Here is a 20772-nt window from a genome sequence, read left to right as displayed (position 1 = left end):
ACCGTGGCAGTCCACAGTGCGCAAAGACCGGGGGATACCGTGAACCGACCACTCCTGTTCCTCGACGTGGACGGACCGCTCAACCCCTACGCAGCCAAGCCGGAGAGGCGTCCCGACGGCTACACCACACTCAGAGTCCCCCGGAACGACGCCCACCACGACGGCACGGGCCTGTCGTCCCGACGACGTCCCCTGCGAGTCTGGCTCAACCCGGAGCACGGACGAACCCTGCTCCAGCTCGGCTTCGAGCTGTGCTGGGCCACCACGTGGATGGACGACGCCAACCGATGGATCGCACCGGTGCTGGGCCTTCCAGACCTTCCCTTCGTGGACTTCGGCGACGTCCTACTCCGAGAACGCCCTGATGGAGTTCACTGGAAGACCGGGCCGCTGGTGGACCACGCAGGCGGCCGTCCTTTCGCCTGGGTGGACGACGAGCAGAGCGAGCTGGATGAGACCTACGTGACCGCCCACCACCGAGGTGCCGGGCTCCTGCACCACGTCAACCCGCGGATCGGCCTACAGGAGAACGACTTCCACGCGCTCGCCGCCTTTGCCCGGTCCCTGGACATCCCACGAACCACTGGCTGAGCACCTCGACAGCTCCTTGGGCTGTTCTGTACTCGGACCCAAGATCTTTGCGGGACAGCCCTTAGGCGGACCCTGCAGAGCCGCACATGGCTCGCCCGGCCCACCCCCGGAACAGGCCGTACAGCCGTCCGCCGACGCGTTCGAGAGACAAGCGCGTCGGCGGACGGCTGTACGGCCTGTTCCGAAGGCCACGGCCAGATGCTCGCCGGAGTCCTACAGCGGGCCCGCGCCGCCCGTGTGCCCGTAGTACGAGGCCACCTGATCGCGATACGCGATCTCGTCGAGGTGTTCCTCACGGTGGAACTCGGGGGCGTTCTTGATCTGTTCCTTGCTGAGGTCCAGGTAGACCTTCTCGTCTTCCGCGTCGATGCGCGAGATCGTGTTCGCCGGCAGAAGGACCTCCTTGCCGAAGATCCACACTCCGGTGTCGACCACGACGTAGGAGTCGTCCACCTCTTCGGAGTGCTTGTCGACCTTGCCGATGCTCCCGTCGACCGCCTCCACCTTGTAGCCGGTGAGGTCGGTGCCGACGGCGTAGTTGAAGGACGGCCGGTAATTCCACGCGTTCTCAGTCACGTACGGACAACTCCTGGTTCGCATTCGATGGCAGTCCGACCGGACCGGGGGCGGGGGCGCAAGGTTTTTCTTTGTCCCGCTCAAGGCCCTGTGCGTCGACCGCTCTTTCCTTCGTAACAACCTCTGGCATCCGAGTGCCCCGATCCGTCCCCCATATGCCTGGGGCTCTGCGCATGAGGACGTCCGTCGCCGGGTCCCAGAGCGGCCCGAGGTCACGGTCGGGCGGGCGCCAGAGGCCGATGCGACCACCACACCGGCTCCGGCTCCCGGTCCGGTGCAGCAGTCGGCGGCGCGAAGTTCGTCCGGTTCTCATTGAAGAGGTGTGAGTTCTCGGGAGCGGGTTACGCGAATCCCAGTAACCCGCAACCGGACAAGAAGGGCGTTACCCATGTCGAAGGTCGAGGAGTCCGTCGAGGTTGAGGTCCCGGTCCGTACCGCGTACGACCAGTGGACCCAGTTCGAGACGTTCCCGCATTTCATGGACGGCGTGGAGCGGATCGAACAGCGTACGGACACGCTCACCCACTGGGTCACCGAGATCGGCGGAGTGCACCGGGAGTTCGACGCCGTCGTGACCGAGCAGATCCCCGACGAGCGCGTCGCCTGGACGACCGTCGAGGGCGAGGCGCGCCAGGCGGGTGTCGTGACGTTCCATCGTCTCGACGACACCCGGACGAAGGTCATGCTCCAGATGGACTTCGCCCCCGAGGGGCTGACGGAGCAGGTCGGCGACAAGCTCGGCTTCGTCAAGCGGAAGGTCACGGGTGATCTCAAGCGGTTCAAGTCGTTCATCGAAGAGCGCGGCGGTCACGAGACGGGTGCCTGGCGCGGTTCGGTGTAAGGATCCGGGGAGGCGCGGCTTCGCGCCGCCGCGCGATCAGGAGCGACCCGATATGCCTGAGGGCGTGGTCCGTACGAGCTGACTGTCCGGACCACGCCCTCGGGCGTCGCCAGAAAGGCCCAGCCGACTCGCCGCCAGGGTGCGGGCGAGGTCGTACGGCAGGTCGGAGTCGTCGTTATGAGGAGGCGGCCGGCCCGTACGCAGGGACCCAGGCATGCAGAACAGCTGGGCGATAATCGGTGCGCTCGTCTCCGCGACGTCGTCAGCGCCGAACTCCGTGAGGATCAAGTGCCGATCGTGGCCTTTCTTTCTGGCATCGTAGCGACGATGACCGATTCGTAGCCTGCGGCATAAGGCTCAGCGAAATTCCTCAGAGCGGGGCCCGGCAACCTGACTTCCGGCTCCTGAAGTAGCTGCAGATCGCCCGCCGCACGCGGGGCCGTCGGGCCGGCGCGGTGAGGTCTTGACCGGCGAGACGAGCAAAGTCTGGTCCTTGATGAGGGCCAGGCGCTTCCTTCCCGATAATCAGAGCTGCCGCACCCCGAACCGACGGCTTGCTCAGGGTCGGTGCACCCAGGGCTAGCCCAGGAGATGGCGAGGCTTGCCTAAGGGTTGTCCCGTAAACGATCTTTGGGCCGGTGTGGACGAGCCGGTCGCTGTTCGGGCCGAGCGGTCACCCAGCGTGGGAGAGGTTGTGCAGCCAGGCGATTCCGCTCATCGCGTGGTGTACGCCATCGCCCTTGAGGCGGCAGTCGCGCAGGATCTTCCAGGTCTTCATCCGGGCGAAGGCATGCTCGACCCGAGCGCGGACCTTGCGGTGGGAGGCGTTGTGTTCTTCCTTCCAGGCAGGCAGTTCGCTCTGCCCAGGGTTGCGGCGGTGCGGGATGACGAGCCCGGTACCTCGATAGCCTCCATCGGCAATCACTGTGGTGCTCCCGACGGCGTCCTTGGCGCCGGACAGCGCCCATGCCTTGCAGTCGTTGCGGTTGCCGGGCAGAGGTTGGCCGACCACGACGACGAGCCGGGTGTCGGCGTCGATGACGACCTGGTGATTCGTCGAGTACCGGTAGTTCTTCGACTGCTCCGCCACCGTGTGGTCGCGGGTGGGGACCAGGGTGCCGTCCACGATGAGCACGGCGTCCTTGCGAAACCGCTTACCGGGCCGGAGCGCGAGAAGAGGCCCGAGGTGGTTGACGATGCGGTTGGCTGCGGACTTCGAGACGCCGAACAGCGGGGCGAGCTGGCGCAGTGTCAGGTTGGTACGCCAGTACGCGGCCACCAGGAGCAACCGGTCTTCCAGCGGAATCCCCCACGGCCGGCCTCGCCGAGCGATGTCGGCGCCTTCGCGCCGCAGCGCACGCACCACCCGGTTGAACTGGCGCGGGGTCACGCCAGTAAACGGGGCTATCCAGGACGGCTCCGAGGCCGTGATCACACCAGGCACGACAGAGATCATCTGTGCCCGGCACCAGCCGTGGGCAATCTCAGCCGAGGAAGTCCTTCCAGAACGGCACGGACGCCTGCGGAGCCCACGGCGCTTCCTCGTCGACCTCGCCGAACTCACGGTCGATGTAGTCGGCCAGATCGTGGCCGTAACAGATGATGTCGGTTCCCCACACTGACAGGACCGGATGTCCCGGAGTGTCGCGACCCGCGGGTATGAAGCGGTGCGCGTAGACGGGCACGAGTTGCGGCGCTCGTGCAAGTACCGCTCGGGCTACCTCCACGGCCTCTTCATTAGAGGCGGGACGCACCCCCAGGGCCGAATGCCAGCTGCCATGAGCAACGTCGCCCAGCACTTCTCGTACCGGCCACTCCAGCCGATCGCGCAGGTCGTCCGTATCAGCGTGACGCCAGTCGGGCCAGGGCTGCTCCCACGTCGCGCCTTCCTTGGGAGGCGAGGCGACCGGCAGCCCAGCCGCCAGGAAGGCATGATGCTCCGGGGAGAACTCAAACCCGTAGGTCGCCTCGATCCGGCTGAACTCTTCCTCCGTGAGCCCTGGAGCTATCTCACAGCAGTCCGCCTCCGCCAACCGCCGCGCCGCCTCCGCACCCAACCAAGCACCATCAAAGTCGATCACTCCGGCACAGTACACACGCTACGCACATGGCATCGCATCTTTTCGAGCCCTGACGTGTGCCTCCAGGCCATTGCGGGACAGCCCTTAGGGCGTAAACCACCGGATCAGCGATGCCCGCCGCTGCGAGGTTCGGCGCTGTCGACAAGCGAGACCCCGCGCAAGGCCCGAGAGGCTCACTGGGAGACTGCAACGAGTGAGGTCTCATGGTGGGGGCGGGATTTGAACCGACGACTGTTTGGTCTGGCATGCACGATGATCATGGCGGCATCGGCGAGTGCCACCGGTTGCGGCCGATACTCCCCATGCCCGGGGGCGGGCCAGAGGCCGGAGGGGCTCAGCACGCAGGACCTGGTCGGCACCTATCAAGGTGCTGTCGGACGCTTGACTCTCAGCAGCGACGGGACGTTCACCACACTCGGGTGGCCCGCAAGTCTTGAAGAAGCCACCGGGGACCCGCAGAGCAGAACCGGAAGCGGAACTTGGAAGCTGACTTCCGTCGACGGCTCTGACTGGCCTGTCTCCTTCACCTTCCACAAGATCAGCGGCTACTGGGACAGCGCTGTCAACGGTGGATATCACGGAAACGGCCTGTACGTCAGCGGCAGTCGTGAGAATCCACACCTCTACGGATACGTTGGCGACCCCGACAGCTGTGAACTCGACACGCTCACGCGCAGCCGCTGACACACGCTTCTCACGGCCTTTGCCGATGAACCTGGGTGTCGTTCACACGTGAATCGGTCGTCCACACCCAACAGGCGGCCGCCCGTCCGCTCGGGCGGGCGAGGAGGCGAGGCACTCAGCTGCGGACCGGTCACCCCGCGGCCGGGCGACGAGGCCGGTCGCGCTGAGCGCGCCAGGCGGCGAGCGCTTCGGTACGGCTGCCAGCCGGATGCTCGGCATACCAGTCACGCAGAAAACGGTTGAGCTCGAACTGCGAGCCGATCTCCTGAGGCTGGGCGGCGGCTTGACGCGTGGCGTGCCAGTGGGCGATGGCATCGGCCAGGGTGCGCCCTGCACCTTCGGCTACGAATGTCCGCATGGAGGCGTCGAAGTGAAATCCTTCGCCGATTTCGCGGCGGAAGTACTCGCGTAGCACCTGACTGCACCGCTGGCCCGCGGGAATCACGGTGAACCCGTTCACTGGCGCGGCGAGCTGGCGGCCGGCGCTGCGCGTCCGGGGCGGCGCGGCCGGCGGGGCGACGCCGTCCAATGCGGCCTGGAGCCGCTCCGTCAGTGCCGCCTTCCCACCGCCCCGCGGCACCCCGAGCTCGCGGGCAAGCACGGTCAGCTCGGCCAGCGTCCAGTACCAGCGGGACAACTCCTCACCGCTCAACGCCGCGCTCAGCACTGGTCGCGTCTCAGCCCCCGTGTTCGAACCCATATCCCCATGGTAGAAGGGGTGGTAACCCAGGCGTTCCGCGAGACGAACCGGCGGCCAACCGCGACGCCGTGAGAATCTGGCGGCCCGGGTTACCGACTGTGCGTCCGCGAGCTGCACTGCGGCAGGACAGTCCTGCATGTCCCAGTCGACGCGACGGCGCTGGGGGAGCGGCGGTTCGACGCCGAGTCGTAGCGTCAGCTTGACCGCCGCGCGGTCCTGCTTGTGTGCCGCCTGCTGGTACCACTTCCTGCTCCCGTCCTTCAGGTGGGAGAGCCAGAGTCGCTCCTTGGACCGGCTCTACCTGTGGCTACGGGACCGCGACCAGTTCTCCACGCTGCGGTACCGGACCCAGAAGGCGGGTCTTGGGCAGCACGCGCTCCGCCTGGGCCGGGAGTCCCGATGCCGGGGGCGGGCCGACCTGCTCCGGCATCCCACCCGCGCCGTGGCAGCCCGCCTAGGCGATCGGCTTGTCCCGGTCGCGGAGGAGGAGCGGAGGCCGGGGCATCAGCGGCTGTCGCGCCGCCGTTCGTATCGCCACACCGCGTCGAGTTCGTGCTCGTGCGGAGTGCCGGGCGGCGCCGACGGAAGGCGGTCTGCCCCGCTCACGCACCGTTCGTCGTCGTGGAGGGCGAGCCCGTACACGGCGACGAGCTGGACTCGGCGGTCAGCGTCGTCCAGCAGAGCGGCCATGGCATCGGCGAAGACGAGATCGCGGTCCCTGCTCACGGCAACCGTGAGGCAGGCGCTCTGCCGTACCACCGCGTCCGTGTCCGTCATCAGCACCAGCAGCGTCTCACGGACATCGTCGGAGAAGGCGGGTGGCTCGGGCCATGAGGAAAGTCCCCGCGCCACCGCACACCGAACCCTGGCGTCAGGGGGGCCGGCGTAGCCCACGAGGGCCGCGTCGGCACGCGGATCGGCGTGGTCTCCGAGCGCGACCAGAACTTCGGTGAGGACCGTGACGTCCCCTTCCTCGGTCGACCAGTCGATGAAGAGGTCCAGGGCGGGGCCGACGAATGCGTCCTCGTCGCTGTCGTCGAGGAGGTGGGTCAGCCGTAGCACCTCGGCGCCGAAGAGTCGGCGGGCCGGCTCGGGATGCGTGCGCAGAGCCGCCGCAGCCGCCCAGGTCTCCTGGTCGCGTCGGTGGGCCAGCAGGATGGTGGCATTGCCCCATGCGGTGTGGTCCTGGCCGTGGTTCAAGGCGCGTGCCATCAGCTCCTGGAAGGAGGTTCGTATCCCCAGCAGCTCTTCCAGGCGCGTGAGGATCGCGGCGTGCCCGTCGCGAACGGTCCTGGCCCCGAGCGCGTACTCGTCGACGCTGTAGTACTCGTCGTCCTGAACCCGGGTACGGACAAGGGTGCCCTGGGAGCCTGTGAGGCGCCGCAGTTCGGTTTCGACCCCCGTCTCGTGCCAGCGGCGTGCGAGATCCCGCATGTCCAGAAGCTCGGACTTGCTGTACGTGTTGCGGACCCTGCCGTCCAGGAGCGCCTCGCACAGCGCGGGCGAACCCGAAGCCACCGCTTCGCGCAGTGGCAGCAGTGCCTCCGCTTCGCACCGGCTGGGGTCGGCGCCGTGATCGAGCAGCATCTGGGCGAGGGCTCCCGAGTACGTTCCGACGGCCAGGCAGAACGCGAAATCCAGCATCTCGGGACCATCGTCTTCCAGAAGCAGGCTCCTCGCCAGGTCGGTATCCCCGGCCCGGACCGCGGCGACCAGGGGAGGATCAACGTCCGCTGCCCCACTACCCATGTTCCTGCTCCCCCCGTCGAGCCTTCGCGGATCGTGCAGTCTAGGGGAAACCGGGCAGGCCGAACGTGGCCCGGCGTCGCGCTCAAATGGGCTGAAAGCAGACGGTCCCGTGCGCCGGGCGCAGAAGTATCTCGACTCGTCGGCCACGAGGAAGCGGAGGTGCGCGCCGAGCGGGCTCCCGATCTCGTCGATTATTCCCATCCCTAGGACAACCCGGTCCGGGCGGGCTGTGACCTCGAATATTGTGTTCGCGCGCCCCGACCTGCTCGCCGCAGCGCGCCGTCACCTCGCCTACGCCTGCGGGGCCGACCCGGACCCCGGACCGGACAAGCAGATCGTGTACACGGGACCGACAGCTCCCCCAGCCACGGGCGCCGGATCATGACCGGCCACCGGCGCGCCCTGTACCCATGGGACACCGAGGATCAGACAGTGCTGCACCCGTACCGGTTCGGGTCCCCGTACGCCGGCCTCGACCGCCCGTGGGCCGGCCGTACGGGGAGCCGCCCCTAGGGGTGGTCGCGAGCCCCCGGGCCCTCTTCCAGCCCTCGGAGGCCCGCGCGAACCGGGTGATGCGACCGGCGCCTCGTCGCGGTCACTTGTCGGCCGTGGCGAGGAATTGGGTCGCGGCGAGCTCGGCGTACAGCGGGTCGGCGGCGATGAGTTCGCGGTGTGTGCCCACGGCCCGGACGCGGCCTGCGTCCATGACGACGATGCGGTCCGCCATGGTGACCGTGGACAGCCGGTGGGCGACCACCATCACGGTCGTGGTGCGGGCCACATCGGCCACGGTGTCGCGCAGCGCGGCCTCGTTGACGGCGTCGAGCTGGCTCGTGGCCTCGTCGAGCAGGAGCAGCCGGGGTCGGCGCAGCAGTGCGCGGGCGATGGCGACGCGCTGACGCTCGCCGCCGGACAACTTCGTGCCGCGATGGCCCACGAGTGTGTCCAGGCCCTGGGGGAGCCGCTCGACGAGACCGTCGAGCCGAGTGGTCCCCAGCACCCTCAGTACGTCGTCCTCGCCCGCACCGGGGTTGCCGAGCAGCAGGTTGTCGCGCAGGGTGCCGGAGAGGACGGGCGCGTCCTGTTCGACGTACCCGATCGCGGAACGGAGCTGGGGTATCTCCCAGGCGTCCAGGTCGCGGCCGTCAAGGGTGATCCGTCCGGCCTCCGGGTCGTAGAACCGCTCGATGAGCGAGAAGACGGTTGTCTTGCCCGCGCCGGACGGACCGACGAAGGCCGTCATGCCTCGCTGCGGTACGGAGAAGGTCACGCCGTGGTGGACATGCGGCAGATCGTCCGAGTACCGGAATATGACGTCCTCGAAGGCCAGCGCGGCGGGTTCGGCACCGGGGGCGGGCAGCGGCGCGGGGGCGGCGGCCGGCTCGGCCGGCAACTGCAGAGCCTCGCGGATACGGGCCAGGGCGCCGGCTCCGGCCTGGTACTGGGTGACGGCGCCGACGACCTGCTGGATCGGCGACATCAGATAGAAGACGTACAGCAGGAAGGCGACCAGCGTTCCCACGTCGATCGCGCCGGTGGCGACCCGGGCGCCGCCGACCGCGAGCACGGTGATGAACGCGATCTGCATGGAGAGGCCGGCCGTGTTACCGGCCAGCGCGGACCACTTGGCGGCTCGAAGGCTCTGCCGCCAGGACTCCTCGGCCGCCGCGTGCACGGCCTGCTCCTCACGGTGCTCGGCGCCGGATGCCTTGACGGTGCGCAGTGCGCCGAGGACGCGCTCCAGTGATGCCCCCATCGCCCCGACGGCGTCCTGTGCCTGCCTGCTGGCCTTGTTGATACGGGGCACGAAGACACCGATCACCGTTCCCGCGACCACCACGACGCCGAGCGTGACCGCCAACAGGACCGGGTCGACCACGCCCATCATCACCAGCGTCGCGACGAGTGTCAGCCCCCCGGTGCCGAGGCCCACCAGGGAGTCGGTAGTGACCTCGCGCAGCAGGGTCGTGTCCGAGGTGACCCGGGCCATCAGGTCGCCGGGTTCACTGCGGTCCACGGCCGCGATGCGAAGTCGCAGCAGATACGACGACAGGGTGCGCCGCGCGCCGAGGACGACCGACTCCGCGGTGCGCTGCAGGACGTACCCACCGAGCGCGCCGATCCCCGCGTTGGCGACGACCAGAGCCGACATCAGCAGCAGGGCCCCGGCGATCGGACGGTCGTCGGAGAGCGCGTCGATGAGGAACTTGGCCACCAGAGGCAGCGCGAGCCCTGTGGCTCCGGTGACCAGCGACAGCACCGCCCCGAGGAGCAGCGTCCAGCGGTGCGGACGTACGTAGCCCAGGAGCATGCGCCAGGCGGGCGTGGCGGTTCCGGTCGGCTCATCGTTCGCGGGCCGGTCCAGCGGTGCGGGCTCGGCGGGTGGGGCCGACTCTGTGGTGGTGGCCACGCGTGCTCCTCGTTGGTGTGCTGTGCCGGGTGGGGGGCCGGGGTCCGCCCGGGCGGGAGAAGGCATCAATGTACGTCCGAGCCGGGAGGGTACGGGCCGTGGGGTGAACCTCCAGGAAGCCAGACGCGTTGAGAGGCCCTGCGGTTGAGGAGGGCAGCCGCGTCGGCTCTCCGCGGGCCGGCCGCCCCGGGCGACACCCTGCCGCAGCCGACCGGGGGCGGGAGGCGCCGACGTCCTCAGTGACTCGCCTTCTTGCACGGGACTGCGACAGGTTCCGTGGCACAGTGGCTACATGTGCGGCCGCTATGCCTCGACCCGTGGTCCCGAGGACCTGACCCGGCTCTTCCAGGTCACCGACTGGAACCCCGCGGAGACGCTGGCACCGAGCTGGAACGTCGCGCCGACGGACGAGGTCTACGCGGTCCTGCAACGCGCCGGGCGGGACGACGGCGACGACGTACGCCGTGAGCTGCGGGCGCTGCGCTGGGGCCTGGTGCCGTCGTGGGCGAAGGACCCGAAGGTCGGCTCCCGGATGATCAACGCCCGGGTCGAGACCGTGCACGAGAAGCCGGCGTACCGGCGTGCTTTCGCCAAGCGCCGCTGCCTGCTGCCGGCCGACGGCTTCTACGAATGGGAGCCGGTGAAGGACGAGGCGACGGGCAAGACCCGCAAGCAGCCGTACTTCATCCACCCCGCCGACGGCCAGCCGATGGCCATGGCGGGCCTGTACGAATACTGGCGCAATCCCGACATCACCAGCGGCGACGACCCCGACGCCTGGCTGACGACCTGCACGATCATCACCACCGAGGCCACCGACGCGGCCGGCCGCGTGCACCCCCGCATGCCACTCGCCCTCACCCCGGAGCACTACGACACCTGGCTCGACCCGAGCCACCACGACACCGACGACCTCCGCGCCCTGCTCATCCAGCCCGCAGACGGCCGGCTCGACGCCAGGCCGGTCTCCGCGGCCGTCAACAGCGTCCGCAACAACGGCGCCCATCTCCTGGACGCGGTCACCTGACCCGCTGTCTGCCGTGCCCGTCCGAGACCGGGTCGCAGAGACCCAGCCATGGCGGCGGCCTGCCGCAGGCTGCGGCGGGGCTGCCGCAAGCCCGCAGCCACCCCTGCGCCCGCCGTGTCCCCGCTGCCGATGGCCGAGGTGGAATCCGGTGAAATGGCGGTGCGGGCGCTCCGGGGCCGCCACGATGGTGGCGTGACTGACGAGGATGCGGGGCCGGGGGAGTGGCCGGTGGTGGTGAGGGTTCCGGTGGAGCCGGTGGAGGCCGCGATGGAGGCCGATGCCCTCGACGCGGCGGCACGCTACAGCGCTCTTGCGGTACGGGGCCCCTTGTTCGGTGTCGCCGCGCAGGCCCGGGACCAGGGCGGCGGGCGGCGGTGGCGGGTGGTCGTCGAGGTGACCCATGGCTGTCCGCAGCAGGCCCGCGACGCGCTGAACTCCCTGCTGTGGTTCCGGGCGAAGGACGAGGCGAAGAGCCCACGGGAGCGGCGCGCGCTGCTTGCGGCGGTCGCCCGGCTGGAGACGGAGGACGTCGACGAGCTGACCGTGCTCGGCACCCGCTACCGCGTCGTGCGAGCCGAGGAGTACGCGGCCGTCGATGAGCACGGCGGCATCGAAACTCCGCGGCCTACCGACCCCGAGCCCCTCACCCCCGACTGGAGCCCCGGCGCCGGTGCCCGCAGTCCGCGGGTCGACGACGGCCTCGTCCTGGACCCGGACGCACCCCTCTACCCACTCCAGGCGGCGGAGCGAGTCGCCCTGCGGCCCCTGGCCTACAGCGGGAGCGGCTTCCCCGCCCCCGTGCTGGCCGACTCCGCGCGGGCCGTGGAGAGCCATCCGGACGTCCTGCTGATGCCGGCGGCCTTCCTGATCGTCGAGCGGACCGGCAACGGCCCCTGGTCGCCGGGCAGCGGGCTGCAGGCCACCGCCCACGACGCACGCCGCACTCTGGACTTCGCCCTGACCTGGATGGAACCGCGTACTCGCGGCCTGATCCCCTACGACGCCGACCGCACGATCGACGCCCGTCATCCGGCCGCCGGAATCCCGGAGACGGCAGCCGCCAAGCTGAAGGAATTCGCGGAGGCCGCGGACAGACTGCGTGTCGGCCGCTGCGACCAGGTCGAGGCCCACGGCACCGTCTACCGCATCGCCCGCTCCCGCCGCCTGCTGCGCTGGGGCCTCGACGGACCGGAAAGCCCACGCCCGTCCGACACCAGCACGCACACCCCAGCGGTGCTTCACCCGCGCCTCGACGAGGACGGTACCGTCCGCTTCGACCAGTCCGCGGGTGACGACTCCGCTCAGTAGCGGGCGGGCGCTGCCAGCGTGTCGGTCTGCCAGCAAGTCGGCCGCCTGCGCGTGGACCGAATCGTCGACGAGGCGCGTCACAGCGCCGCACCCCGTCCGGCTGATGGAACTCTTCAGCCTGTCCAACTTCTCCGCCACCGGCTACGTCCTGTCGGCATACCCGGGCAAGAAGAACGGGCCCATCGCGTCGAGGCCCACCCCGCAGCCAGCCGGGACCCAAGCACAGCCAGGCAGCAGCGCCTGGTGGCCGCAGGCGAGCCGCCGCCGGCGGGTACCGATCGTCGCCGCCGAGCGGCCAGCTCCCGCCGCAGCAGCCGCAGCGCGGAAGCGGACAGGCCCAGTCCTGATGAGTGGACAAGCACGCGAAGCTCCTCGGCAGCGAAGGCTGATCTTGGTCGTCACCCATCGACCAGGAGCTTCGTCGTTCTATCACGCCGCCCCTGAGCCCCGGACAGGTTGGAAAGGCTCAGTCCCTAGCCGACCAGGCGGCGGCGCCAGTCCAGAGGGGTGATGGTGATGGCTCGGTCGGGACTCCGGTCCCACTCGGTGGGAAGGCCGGCTGCTTCGAGGGCGGCCACGACCTCGCGGCCGATGGCCGTCGTCGTCTCGGGTGAGCCGTCGAAGCCGCCGTACAGGAGCATCAGTCCCTTGCCAGCGGCGGCGGAGTCCGTGCACTGGGTGTGGAAGTAGACGAAGCCGCGGGCGTCGGGCCCGCCCTCGCCGCCGATCTCCGACTCGCCACAGGTGCGGCAGCAGGCGAAGTTCTCGCGAGCGGTGATGCCGGCCTCCCGCAGGCTCTCGAACGCGCGAGTGAGGCGTTCGGGGTCCGTCTCGCCCCGCCAGCTCGACTGCTCCTCGACCCGCTCCAGCCACAGCCTGTCGACCAGCGCCTCGGCCTGCTCACGCGTGACCGGCCGGCGGTCCTCGGTGACCAGGTAATGTTCCGCGATCTCGGTCAGTTCGCCGCGGGAGGCGTAGCCGCCTGCCAGCACCTCCCGGACGCGCCGTTCCAACTCCTCGGCTTCGCGCGCGTCGAGGTCGAGCGGCGGCACTTCGCGGGCGGGGCCCATGTCCAGTAGCGACCAGTCAAGCCCGGTGTCCCAGCCTGCCTCCTGGCGCGCCCAGCCGGCCATTGCCGCGATCACGGCCTCAGGGCCGCCGGTCATCACCTGGAAGTGGCGGGTGGCAGCACCGTCCCGGTGCTCCAGCGTGTAGTCGCCACCCGTCTTGTGCCAGACCTGGGCAAAGACATCGGGCAGGTCCGGTATCCGCTGGACCACCAGGAAACGGTCCCCTTCATCGCCGATGCGCCGGACGAGCCCGGCCAACTCCTCTGCGGACACACGGACGTGCCGCTCCCCGTTCTCCGTCTTCACCACGATCTCGAGCATGCAACAGACTCTGACACAGGCCTCTGACAACCGATCCACGGACCCTGATCCCCGCACTCTGGGCGCCCCGACCTGCCGTGGCCATCAGGGTGGGACACGAAGACCTCCGTATGTGGTGTGGCGCCCGTGCACCCCCACGGCACCCGGAGGTCTTCGCCGCGATCAAGAACCAGCGCTTCTCGAACGCGTACCCGTACGACCGGAGCACGCCGCTGGTGTCACGTGCCACGGCGTTGTAGCCACTGCCCCCTGGCCGACGATGGCGGTGCACGTGTTCCAGCCGTCGCCGACCCGAACGCGAGACGTGAACGGCGCGGCCGGGTTCCCAGAGCCCTCGTAGTACCAGAGGACACCGGCCTTGTCGCGGGCGACGAGATCACCCTCACCCTGTGTGCCCCCGTGCCTCGGTGCGGGGGCGCAATGCGTTCCCGGCCCCCTGGCACGCCCGACCCGGCTGTCCGGGCTGTTCGGTCGGAAGGTTGGGTGTAGGTCGTGAGATCGGGGGCATGCGGGGATGGAGCGCATGGGACCGCTCTGGATATGCAGGGTCTGCCGTACTCCCCCTTCCGGCAGGCTCTCGGGTGGATGAACGGCCCGCACCGGGTGACGGTGCGGGCCGTTCAGCCTGTGGGCCAGTGACGCCGGTTGAAGGATGACCGTCGTTGACACAGTCACAAATGAGCGAGTAGCCCGAAACCCGCCGGGTCACCGCCGAGGAGTGCACCGGACTGCGCCCCACGTTCGCCGGCGACTGTCGCTTCTTCGACGACGTGCGGCCGACGCTGGGACATACCGCCAGGCAGAGTCTCCTGAATCGCGCGCCGCTCCTCCTGAATACCGAGCCACTCGGCTACGGTGCGGATGTTCCGCTCGACGGTGTCGGCGACCGTACCCGGACGGACGGTCACTCCCCGGTGGGCCAGCGTGGCGGCGACCGCTTTCCTTGAACGCCTTCGTGTTCCCTATGGACGCCGTCCTTCAGGAAGGCCCACGACCCTGGCTCCCGATCCCTCCTGCTTCACGCCGGCGGAGGGCACGTCGGCCGGCGAGATGCCGCGCCCGGCGTCCGACCGTCAGCCCCGCGTGGGCGCCCGGCAGGCCACTGATCATGTACTACGGCGGCGATCTGGTCGAAGTCGCACTCGCCGCCGTGCTGGCGATTCCCGGTGACGGGCCACAGGACGATGCCATGCGCGCATCGGCAGGCGTCGCCGATTCTGCACGGCGGTTGACGGCTGGTCAGCGCCATTCGGGGAGTATCACTCTTGCGTATCCGCGATGCGCAGGCCTTGCCGGTATTTCCTGCGAGTAGACAAGAAGGCGGGTGCCGGGCCTGCCGCGCATCCGGCGTTATGCAGGAGGGTTGTCATGGCGACTTCGACTGAGCCGGTCACTCCCATTCCCGTGCCGGGCAGGAGCTTCGGTTCCGTGGTCGTGGCGTGGGTGACGACGACCGATCACAAGAAGATCGGTCATCTGTATCTGATCACGTCGTTCGTGTTCTTCCTGCTGGGCGGCCTGCTGGCTCTGCTGATCCGGGCGGAACTGGCTCGGCCCGGCATCCAGATCATTTCGCCCGAGCAGTACAACCAGGCGTTCACCCTGCATGGGACGGTGATGCTGCTGCTGTTCGCGACGCCGACCTTCGCCGGATTCGCCAATGCGATCATGCCTCTGCAGATCGGATCGCCCGACGTCGCCTTTCCCCGGCTGAACATGCTCTCGTACTGGCTCTTCCTCTTCGGGGGCCTCATCGCGTTCGCGGGAATCTTCACGACGCAGGGAACGGCGGACTTCGGCTGGACCGCCTACACGCCGCTCAGCGGCGGGGAGCGCACCCCCTATGTGGGGGGTGACATGTGGATCATGGGGCTGGCGCTCGGCGGTTTCGGGACGATCCTGGGTGCCGTCAACTTCATCACGACGATCATCTGCATGCGGGCGCCGGGCATGACGATGTTCCGGATGCCGATCTTCACCTGGAACGTTCTGCTCACCTCGGTTCTCGTTCTGCTGGCCTTCCCGGTCCTGGCCGCCGCCCTCCTGGTGCTGGAAGCAGACCGCCAGTTCGGCGCCCACGTCTTCGATCCGGAGAATGGTGGAGCCCTGCTGTGGCAGCACCTGTTCTGGTTCTTCGGCCATCCCGAGGTCTACATCATCGCCCTGCCGTTCTTCGGAATCGTGAGCGAGATCCTCCCGGTGTTCTCCCGTAAGCCGATTTTCGGCTACATCGGCCTGATCGCCGCGACGATCGCGATCGCAGGTCTCTCGGTCACCGTCTGGGCCCACCACATGTTCGCCACGGGAGCGGTGCTGCTGCCGTTCTTCTCGTTCATGACGTTCCTCATCGCCGTACCCACGGGCGTGAAGTTCTTCAACTGGATCGGCACCATGTGGAAGGGCTCCCTCTCCTTCGAGACCCCGATGCTGTGGTCCATCGGATTCCTGGTCACCTTCCTCTTCGGCGGGCTGACCGGCATCATCCTCGCCTCGCCGCCCATGGACTTCCATGTCACCGACTCGTACTTCGTCGTCGCCCACTTCCACTACGTCGTCTTCGGCACCGTCGTCTTCGCGACGTTCGCCGGGTTCTACTTCTGGTGGCCGAAGATGACCGGCACGATGCTCGACGAACGCCTGGGCAAGATGCACTTCTGGACGCTCTTCGTCGGCTTCCACGCCACCTTCCTCGTCCAGCACTGGCTGGGCGCCGAGGGCATGCCCCGCCGATATGCCGACTACCTCGAAGCCGACGGGTTCACCGCTCTGAACACCGTTTCCTCCATCGGTGCCTTTCTCCTGGGCATGTCCACCCTGCCGTTCTTCTACAACGTGTGGAAGACGGCCAAGACGGCCCCCAGGGTCACCGTCGACGACCCCTGGGGCTTCGGCCGCTCCCTCGAGTGGGCCACCTCCTGCCCGCCGCCCCGGCACAACTTCCTCACCCTGCCGAAGATCCGCTCCGAATCGCCGGCCTTCGACCTGAACTTTCCCGGCGTGGCCGCGCTGGACGCCGGCAAATCGGGCCATGGCAAGCGCGATGTGATCGACGACGTCGGCTCCGCCAGGGGCCCGGGAGAATGAGCCTGCCCAGCCGTCCGCACCCGAAGGGCTCACCCATCGAGCGACGTCGCGACCCCCGAGGGAGGGCCGCGGGCGCAGACGCGCGTGCCCTGGCGTCCGAGGCCGAGGCGGGCATCGCTCGGGTCGAGGGGTACCTGCTCGCGCACCAGGCCAGGACGGAAGCCGATGAGGCCGGCGCCGCTTTCGCCTGCCGGTTCACCTGGATGGGGCCACAAGAGAAGTCGGACGTCGCCCGTGAGTTCGCGCGGGAGCATCTCGCCATGCGCCGTGCGATGTTCCGGGCCTGCGTCGCGCGCGCGGAGGGGCTGAGCGCGCAGTACGGCGACCGCTACGCCCGGCTACGACGGCGCCTCGTGGCCACGGTGATCAGCCTGGCCGCCGGCATGACGGTCGTCCTGGCGGTCGCGCTGAGAGTCACCGACTAGCCCCTGGTCCTGGTCCGTTTGCGGTCCAGGCGCCACACCAGCATGGACACCGCGCTCAGGGCGACCAGTACGCTGCCGGCCGCGAAGCTGAGCACGCGGTCCGCGGTATGGATGCCGGTGTTCTGAGCGTCGAGGAGGAACGGCGAAACGATCAGCCACACGCCCGCAACCCCCACGACGGCGTCCGAACGCACACCCGCGCCACGGTACAGGCGCATGCCTGCGGTGAACGTGACGATGAGCCCGACCACCAGCTCATTCACCTGGGCGTCCTTCGTCCCCACCTGCGTGGCCATCGGCACCGCCAAGAGCAGCACTCCCACAACGAGCATCAGCACGCTCAGTATCTGATCGTGTGCCCCCTGCCGCAGCACATGCGCGGGATCCGAGACTCGCGGAGTGAGTCCTCGATCGATGTGCATCACCATGCCCCTCATCTCCTCGTGCTACGGCCCATCCGGCGTCCCCGCCCGGACGCGCGGGGCGTGGACGCCGAACCGGAGCCACCGACCAAATCGACTCAGGGATTACCCATCCACGTATACCTGCATATCGGGCATACGTACGCTTCTGCCCGTGAGGCGGCAGCCGGGTGCGATACCGCGCGTGGTCGCGGGGCAGCGAGTCCGACCGCTCCGTACCGGTTCAGCCCGGCTTTTTATGGGATGTGTATGTTTATCTCCATTTTATGGGTAGGGGCCCGTCGACCAATCCTTCTCTGGAGGTCATCATGGCGACCACTCATCGCGCACCCATCGACGAGCATCCCGACCTGGTGGAGCTGCGGGCCCGGCACGACCGTGCCGCCGCCACTCCGCGGGCCCAGATGATCGAGGCCCTGGCCCTGATCACCGGTCTCTATCTCGCCGCGTCCCCGTGGATAGCCGGCTTCAACGGCTTCACCACCCTTGCTGTCACCAACCTCATCGCCGGCATCGCCTACATGCTGATGCTCGGCGGCCTCGGAAACTCCTACGAACGCACCCACTCCATGGCCTGGGCCGCCGCCGCCATCGGCGTCTGGACCTGTGTCGCCCCCTGGGTCGTCGCCGGGGACGTCGCTCACACCCGCTCCATCACCAGCAACCTCATCACCGGCGCCGTCGCCACCCTCCTCGCCCTCGCCGCCGCCTTCGCGGCCCGCGACCGCGCAGACAAGCGCCACGGTGCCCGCAACCGCCGCTCCACGGCCGACGAGCGCTGACCTGATCCCGCACGGCGAGATCCTTGGGAAGAATCGTTCGGGCCAGCCGTAATGGCGGCCCCGCCGGAATACGGCGAGGGTGAACAGTGCTCGGTCGCTTCACCGACCATCCCCATCGGCCTCCCCAAGGATCTTCGCCGGCCACATCCACCCCACCCCTTACAGGAGCACTGTGATGTCCGAACGCAACACGCTCATCCGCAGCCTGCACGATGTCGGCCTGGCCGCCTGGTTCGGCGGCTCGCTGATGGGCGCGATCGGCCTCAACGGCGCCGCCAAGGACGAAGGCGGTACCGACACGGCCACGGACCGGATCGCGTCCGCCGGCTGGGCCAAGTGGACGCCGGTCAACGCCGCCGCCATCGGCGCGCACCTGTTCGGCGGCGGCGGACTGCTGGCCTTCAACGCCCACCGCGTCGCCACCCAGCAGGGCGTGGCCGCCTCCACCACGGCCAAGACGGTCCTCACCGCCGCGGCCCTGGCCGCCACCGCCTACGCCCGCGTCCTGGGCAAGAAAGTCGAGCTGGCCGCGTCCACCGACCCGGACGACGCCGAGAAGGCGAACGAGCACCCCATCGACCTCTACAAGGCCCGCAGGCAGCTGACCTGGGCCCAGTGGGCGGTCCCGGCACTCACCGGGGGCCTGGTGGTCCTCAACGCCCTCCACGGCGAACAGCAGCGTGCCCACCAGCAGGTCACCGGCATGTGGGAGCGAGCACGCTCCGTGAGCCCCTTCATGACATGACACTCCACTCCCGGCTCACGAAGAGACGCCGGCGAAAGGTCGAGGCCCCTCAGGCGGCGGGGGCGGAGGCAGCCGCCGAGCCCGCGCCGACGGGGTCCGGGCGCAGACAGGCCGACGATCGCCCGCGCCCGTTCAGCTGGAGCCGTCCTGGTCCAGAGCCTTGCGTACGGCGTCCCTGGTCCGGTCGATGACCGCGGCGACCGGACCCAGCACCACGTTGGCGGCAGCCGATTCCACCCCAGGGTGCGGCCGGGTCGGGGCGATGGCCTCAGCGGCTTTGACGGCCGCGGCCATCGCCGCCAGGTTCACCGCGTCGGTACTGCGGCGGATGTGGATGAACTCGTAGCGTTCCTCAGCACGGGCATGTTCCTGCACGTCCTTGCGCAGCTTCAAGAACCGCGGCATGAACGTCGGGTCGTCGGTGTCGAGGTCATCGAGCGTCGCCAGACTCTCCTTGGCCGCCTTCTCCTCGGCAAGACGGTCGTCGACGACCTGGGCACCGCCCGAGAGGGCACGCCGGGCGTAGGGGTGGACGACCTCCTCCTCCGCGGTCTCGTGCACGGCCAGCAGACGCACCAGGCGCCGGAAGGCGTCGCGGCGCTCGTCACCGGATCCCGACTCGACCTCGTCGAAGAGGTTGCGGATATCCCCGTGCTGACGCATCAGCAGCGCCACCACGTTGTCGTCGGCGTCGTGATCGTCGCCTGCTTGTGGGGTCTTCAGTTCCGACATGGCCGCATCCCTCACTTCTCGCGCATCGCGGGATCGGGGTGCTTGCCCTCGGTCTCGACCCGGTACTCCCGGCCGAACATCGCGTCGTGCTCGGCCATCACACGCTCGCTGGGCGGCTCCTCGCCCCCGTGGATCTGCTGCTGCATCTCCTCGAATCGCTCGTGCGCCTCACGGACGTACCCGGCGCCCAGAGTGGTGAGATCCATCTGGGTGTCCAGCAGCTCCCGCACGTACGCCTTGTTCGGTTCGAAGGTCAGCACGTCGGGCAGTTCCGGCGCGAGCACCGACTCCGGATCGCGGCCGTCGTGCCGGCGCATCAGGTCACAGGCGATGCGCAGGTGCTCCAGCTCCATGTTCAGGTGCAGCTCCCAGATCCCCTTGACCTTGGGATCGCTCTCCTGCTCATGAAGGAGTAATAGAGGTAGCACTCGTTGTACTCGTGGTTGACCAGCTGCTCCCACCACGTCTCGCCCGGGTCGACCAGCGACTCGTAATGGGTGACGTGCTCTTCCTCGATGAGGCCGATCTCCTGGTAGAGCTGCCGCGCGATGGGCTCCATATAGGTGGGACCGGTGTTCATGTAGAAATTCATCGTCTGCTGCTCGGCCGACATGACCGTCAGGGCGTGCAGCTTCGACAGCGGGCCGGTCGCGTCCTTCTTGTACGCGTCACGGACGTTGTCGACAGGGTTGCGGTGGTGGAACTTCGTCGGACGGCCCCGCATCACCTCGGTCAGCCCGTCGACGATCGACTCCGCCTTGCGGTGCTCGATCATCTCGTACAGGTTGGCGTACCGGTACAAGTGATCGAAGTCCTCCAGCACACCGAACTCGTACGCCTGCTTCAGGTACGGGTCCGGCTCCATCCGGGCGATCCAGGCCGTCAGGTCCACGGCGACCTGCTCGTACGCGATCGTGGTCTCCAGAACCGACGACACACCGGGCAACAGCCAGTTGACCACCTTCTGCTGCTGGGCTTCGATGTAACGCGTCCGCGCCAGCTGCCGCTTCACCTCCGGGTCGACCGTGTTGCGGGCCAGCATATGGCTGAACATGATCGCTTCAACTTCGATGCCGTTCATCGTGATGATGCGGCACCGGGTGTACGGATCACAGTGGGCGGGGTCGATCGGCTTGACGTTCAGCTCACGCCAACTACGCAGCTGCCGGTCCAGCGGGACACCTCGCTGCTCGAGCGGATTGGAGGTCACAGCGGTTCTCCTCC

General features: G+C 68.6%; 18 protein-coding genes and 1 pseudogene. 9 read left to right on the top strand and 10 right to left on the bottom strand.

The window, feature by feature from the left end:
• Positions 1 to 39 precede the first annotated feature (39 nt).
• Positions 40 to 591, top strand: coding sequence for a hypothetical protein (locus AMK29_RS20700; RefSeq protein WP_073815023.1), 552 nt, complete (start codon positions 40 to 42; stop codon positions 589 to 591).
• A 213-nt stretch (positions 592 to 804) separates the two neighbouring features.
• Here AMK29_RS20700 and AMK29_RS20695 read toward each other — a convergent pair whose 3' ends face one another.
• Positions 805 to 1167, bottom strand: coding sequence for a PRC-barrel domain-containing protein (locus AMK29_RS20695; protein ID WP_073815020.1), 363 nt, complete (start codon positions 1165 to 1167; stop codon positions 805 to 807).
• Positions 1168 to 1555: 388 nt separating this feature from the next.
• On the opposite strand from AMK29_RS20695, the gene AMK29_RS20690 reads away from it, so the two are divergent.
• Entirely contained in the window at positions 1556 to 2008 is a 453-nt protein-coding gene (locus tag AMK29_RS20690; RefSeq protein ID WP_073815017.1) for an SRPBCC family protein, read from the top strand.
• Between the two features lie 673 nt (positions 2009 to 2681).
• Here AMK29_RS20690 and AMK29_RS20685 read toward each other — a convergent pair.
• Positions 2682 to 3452, bottom strand: a complete 771-nt coding sequence (locus AMK29_RS20685) for an IS5/IS1182 family transposase (protein ID WP_073815014.1) — start codon at positions 3450 to 3452, stop codon at positions 2682 to 2684.
• Between the two features lie 40 nt (positions 3453 to 3492).
• Positions 3493 to 4089, bottom strand: a complete 597-nt coding sequence (locus AMK29_RS20680; RefSeq protein WP_073815012.1) for a hypothetical protein — start codon at positions 4087 to 4089, stop codon at positions 3493 to 3495.
• Between the two features lie 381 nt (positions 4090 to 4470).
• Here AMK29_RS20680 and AMK29_RS20675 point away from each other — a divergent pair, with 381 nt between their 5' ends.
• The gene (locus tag AMK29_RS20675; protein WP_241845585.1) at positions 4471 to 4773 is read left to right on the top strand and encodes a hypothetical protein; all 303 of its coding nucleotides are present in this window, start codon (positions 4471 to 4473) and stop codon (positions 4771 to 4773) included.
• Between the two features lie 130 nt (positions 4774 to 4903).
• Here AMK29_RS20675 and AMK29_RS20670 read toward each other — a convergent pair whose 3' ends face one another.
• The 3 genes from AMK29_RS20670 to AMK29_RS20660 form a co-directional block, all read right to left on the bottom strand.
• Complete coding sequence (locus tag AMK29_RS20670; protein WP_073815007.1) at positions 4904 to 5473, bottom strand: DUF6434 domain-containing protein; 570 nt, start codon at positions 5471 to 5473, stop codon at positions 4904 to 4906.
• Between the two features lie 504 nt (positions 5474 to 5977).
• Complete coding sequence (locus AMK29_RS20665; RefSeq protein ID WP_073815005.1) at positions 5978 to 7222, bottom strand: hypothetical protein; 1245 nt, start codon at positions 7220 to 7222, stop codon at positions 5978 to 5980.
• Positions 7223 to 7817: 595 nt separating this feature from the next.
• Positions 7818 to 9533: an ABC transporter ATP-binding protein gene (locus tag AMK29_RS20660; RefSeq protein WP_073815793.1), complete on the bottom strand. Its 1716-nt coding sequence runs from the start codon at positions 9531 to 9533 to the stop codon at positions 7818 to 7820.
• Between the two features lie 391 nt (positions 9534 to 9924).
• Between AMK29_RS20660 and AMK29_RS20655 the strand changes: the two genes are divergently transcribed.
• Together AMK29_RS20655 and AMK29_RS20650 are read left to right on the top strand one after the other, a co-directional pair.
• Positions 9925 to 10659, top strand: a complete 735-nt coding sequence (locus AMK29_RS20655; RefSeq protein WP_073815000.1) for an SOS response-associated peptidase — start codon at positions 9925 to 9927, stop codon at positions 10657 to 10659.
• A 192-nt stretch (positions 10660 to 10851) separates the two neighbouring features.
• The gene (locus AMK29_RS20650; RefSeq protein WP_274535644.1) at positions 10852 to 11967 is read left to right on the top strand and encodes a DUF5954 family protein; all 1116 of its coding nucleotides are present in this window, start codon (positions 10852 to 10854) and stop codon (positions 11965 to 11967) included.
• A 473-nt stretch (positions 11968 to 12440) separates the two neighbouring features.
• On the opposite strand, the gene AMK29_RS20645 is transcribed toward AMK29_RS20650, so the two are convergent.
• A complete protein-coding gene (locus AMK29_RS20645; RefSeq protein WP_073814996.1) occupies positions 12441 to 13358 on the bottom strand; it encodes a DUF6891 domain-containing protein in 918 nt (305 codons plus the stop codon).
• A gap of 1368 nt (positions 13359 to 14726) precedes the next feature.
• Between AMK29_RS20645 and ctaD the strand changes: the two genes are divergently transcribed.
• Both ctaD and AMK29_RS20630 read left to right on the top strand, forming a co-directional pair.
• Positions 14727 to 16442: an aa3-type cytochrome oxidase subunit I gene (gene ctaD / locus AMK29_RS20635; RefSeq protein WP_073814992.1), complete on the top strand. Its 1716-nt coding sequence runs from the start codon at positions 14727 to 14729 to the stop codon at positions 16440 to 16442.
• Positions 16439 to 16867 carry a hypothetical protein gene (locus tag AMK29_RS20630; protein ID WP_073814990.1) on the top strand — a complete coding sequence of 143 codons (429 nt, stop codon included), beginning with the start codon at positions 16439 to 16441 and terminating at the stop codon, positions 16865 to 16867. Before ctaD ends, AMK29_RS20630 begins: the two co-directional genes overlap by 4 nt.
• On the opposite strand, the gene AMK29_RS20625 is transcribed toward AMK29_RS20630, so the two are convergent.
• Positions 16864 to 17295: an SPW repeat domain-containing protein gene (locus AMK29_RS20625; RefSeq protein ID WP_073814988.1), complete on the bottom strand. Its 432-nt coding sequence runs from the start codon at positions 17293 to 17295 to the stop codon at positions 16864 to 16866. The two genes, AMK29_RS20630 and AMK29_RS20625, sit on opposite strands and share 4 nt — an antisense overlap.
• Before the next feature lie 302 nt (positions 17296 to 17597).
• On the opposite strand from AMK29_RS20625, the gene AMK29_RS20620 reads away from it, so the two are divergent.
• Both AMK29_RS20620 and AMK29_RS20615 read left to right on the top strand, forming a co-directional pair.
• Positions 17598 to 18071 carry an SPW repeat protein gene (locus AMK29_RS20620; protein WP_079197015.1) on the top strand — a complete coding sequence of 158 codons (474 nt, stop codon included), beginning with the start codon at positions 17598 to 17600 and terminating at the stop codon, positions 18069 to 18071.
• A gap of 175 nt (positions 18072 to 18246) precedes the next feature.
• Positions 18247 to 18816, top strand: coding sequence for a hypothetical protein (locus AMK29_RS20615; protein WP_073814986.1), 570 nt, complete (start codon positions 18247 to 18249; stop codon positions 18814 to 18816).
• 132 nt (positions 18817 to 18948) lie between these two features.
• Here the strand turns inward: AMK29_RS20615 and AMK29_RS20610 are convergent, their stop codons facing one another.
• Together AMK29_RS20610 and AMK29_RS20605 are read right to left on the bottom strand one after the other, a co-directional pair.
• A complete protein-coding gene (locus tag AMK29_RS20610; protein WP_073814984.1) occupies positions 18949 to 19548 on the bottom strand; it encodes a hemerythrin domain-containing protein in 600 nt (199 codons plus the stop codon).
• 11 nt (positions 19549 to 19559) lie between these two features.
• A pseudogene (locus AMK29_RS20605) lies at positions 19560 to 20758 on the bottom strand (hypothetical protein).
• Between the last annotated feature and the right edge of the window lie 14 nt (positions 20759 to 20772).

The organism is Streptomyces sp. CB02261 (assembly GCF_001905665.1).
In the GTDB taxonomy this organism is placed as follows: Bacteria; Actinomycetota; Actinomycetes; order Streptomycetales; family Streptomycetaceae; genus Streptomyces.
The sequence above is the reverse complement of the archived record's forward strand: the minus strand, read 5'-3'. Positions and strand labels throughout refer to the sequence as shown.